This window comes from Kitasatospora sp. NPDC057936 (genome assembly GCF_042887525.1).
Classification (GTDB): Bacteria; Actinomycetota; Actinomycetes; order Streptomycetales; family Streptomycetaceae; genus Kitasatospora.
The window spans coordinates 1-2,414 of record NZ_JBHVPD010000203.1; the positions used below are offsets into that span (position 1 = coordinate 1).

General features: G+C 76.8%; 2 protein-coding genes. Both read right to left on the minus strand.

Annotated features, from left to right (window positions below; all coding sequences use genetic code 11):
- Positions 1–173: 173 nt before the first annotated feature.
- Positions 174–1,253: an NAD(P)/FAD-dependent oxidoreductase gene (locus tag ACFVU9_RS45390; RefSeq protein ID WP_380500187.1), complete on the minus strand. Its 1,080-nt coding sequence runs from the start codon at positions 1,251–1,253 to the stop codon at positions 174–176.
- Between the two features lie 89 nt (positions 1,254–1,342).
- Entirely contained in the window at positions 1,343–2,254 is a 912-nt protein-coding gene (gene sigJ / locus ACFVU9_RS45395) for an RNA polymerase sigma factor SigJ (protein ID WP_380500188.1), read from the minus strand.
- Positions 2,255–2,414: the final 160 nt, after the last annotated feature.

The window sequence follows — 2,414 nt, forward strand, 5'->3', positions numbered from 1 at the left end:
TCCTAGCACGCCCCTGCGGGCCGACGTCCGCCGGTGGGGCGCCCCCCGGGGGGGCGCCCGGGGGCGCGGGGGGGGCGGGGGCGGGCGGGCGGTCCCCCCCCCCCCCCCCCCCGCGTCCGGGGACGGTCATTTCCCGTCCGGGGAGGGTCACTTCTGCTCCCGTCCGGGGACGGTCACTTCAGTGCGCCGAGCACCCCGGCGACGATCGCGGCCTTGGCCAGCCGCCCCGCCGTCCCGGTGAGCACGGTGGGCCGCATCGAGTCGTCCCCGCGGACCAGTTGGAGCATCCCGTCGTGCCGCCCGAGGCTCAGGCACTGCGCGACGTACTTGTACGCGAAGGGCCCGTCCGTGCGCCCGTCGAGCAGCTTGCCGACGTACTGGCCCATCGGCAGGGCGGTGGCGCAGCCCATCCGCAGGGTCCCGGTGCCGGGGACGGTCACCGCGGCGGCGTCGCCGACGACGTGGACGTCCGGGTGGGACACCGACCGGAGGTACTCGTCGACCAGGGCCCGGCCGCGGTCGTCGACGGCCAGTCCCGCCGCGGCGGCCAGCGGGTGCGGCTCCATCGAGGCGGCCCAGACGGTGACGTCGGCGTCGACCGGGCCGGTGGTGGTGCGCAGCCCGGTGGGGGTGACCTCGGTGACGGTGGCGTCCTCGTGGACGGCCACGCCGAGCCGGTCGAGGACGCGGCGGACGTGGGCGCGGCCCTTGGGGGAGTAGATGCCGCCGACCCGGCCGGCGGTGACGATCCGCACCCGCCACCGGGGGTGGGCCTCGGCGAGCTCGGCGGCGAGCTCGATGCCGGTGGCGCCGCCGCCGACGACGGCGAGGGTGCCGGGTTCGCCGGCGTCGCGCAGGCGGTGGTCGAGTTCGGCGGCGCGTTCGGCGCCGTAGGCGTGCTCGGCGGCGCCGGGGACGTCGTGCCAGGCGGTGCGGCTGCCGAGGGCGTAGACGAGGGTGTCGTAGCCGAGGACGGTGCCGTCGTCGAGCTGGACCTTGTGGCCGTCGAGGTCGAGTCCGACGGCCCTGGCGCGGCGGTGCTCGATGCGCCGGCCGCGCGCGAGCCGTGCGATGGCGGGCCAGTCCCGCCCGCCGCCGGCCGCCGTCTCGTGCTGGCGGACGCGGTGGAGGAGCCGCTCCTCGGGCGCGACGAGGGTGACGGCGTGGTGCCGGCCGGCGCCCTTGGCGGTGCTGAGTCCGGCGTAGCCGGCGCCCAGGACGACGATCCGCTTCTCGGTGGTGGTGCTGCTCATCTCGTCCGCCTCCCTGCGAGGTGCGCTGTCGTTCAGCGCGGTTCGGCAAGGGGACGACGCAGCCGGACGGGGTGTGACAGTGACCTGCGTCACGCCCCGCTGCTCAGCCCCTCGAAGGGGCCGAGGTGGGTGAGCTTCCCGGGGTTGACCACGACGTACGTCCCGGTGATCAGGCCGTCGGCGACGGTGAACGCCAGCACGCCGGCGACGGCTCCGGTGGTCGAGTCGTACCAGACCATGCCGGGTTCGCCGTTGACCTCGGCGAGGGCGAGCCGCAGCTCCGGCGTGAACCACTTCGCGACCGAGCCGGCGATCAGGCGGGTGACCTTGTCGGCGCCGCGGACCGGGCGGGCGGCGGCGCGGACGATGCCGCCGCCGTCGGCGGTCCACACCACGTCCGGGTCGAGGACGGCCATCAGCCCCTGGAGGTCGCCGCCGAGTGCCGCGGCGGCGAACGCCTCGACGGCGCGCCGGTGTTCGGCCCGGTCGGCGCTCGCGCGGCGGCCGCCGTCCCGGACCCGGCGGCGGGCCCGGGAGGCGAGCTGGCGGGCGGCGTCGGGGGTGCGGTGGAGCGAGTCGCCGATCTCGTCGAAGCCGACCGCGAAGACGTCGTGCAGCACGAACGCGGCCCGCTCGGCGGGGGTGAGCTGTTCCAGGACGGCGAGCAGCGCGAGCGAGACGGACTCGCCGCGTTCGGCGAGTTCGGCGGGGGAGTCGGGGGCGCTCGCGTAGGAGACGGACGGCTCGGGCAGCCACTCGCCGCTGTAGGACTCGCGGCGGGCCCGGGCGGAGCCGAGCTGGTCGTAGCAGAGCCGGGTGACGACGGTGGTGAGGAACGCCCGTGGGTCGGCGACGGCGGCGCGGTCGGCGGCCCGCCAGCGCAGCCAGGCCTCCTGGAGGACGTCCTCGGCGTCGGTGAACGTGCCGAGCAGCCGGTAGGCGACCGAGCCCAGGTAGCGTCGGTTCGCCTCGAACGCGTCCGGGGCCTCCTCGTCGATCACGGGCCCAAAGGTAGCGGTCCGCACGGGGAAAGCGAAGGCCGGGTGAGCGGGTCCGGGCCGCGCGGAGGGCCGGCCCTTCGGACGGCCCGGGCCGCAAGAAGCGCCCGGGCAGCACCCGCGCGCAGGAAACCCGGCGGAGCCGCCGGTGGAGGGAGACCCC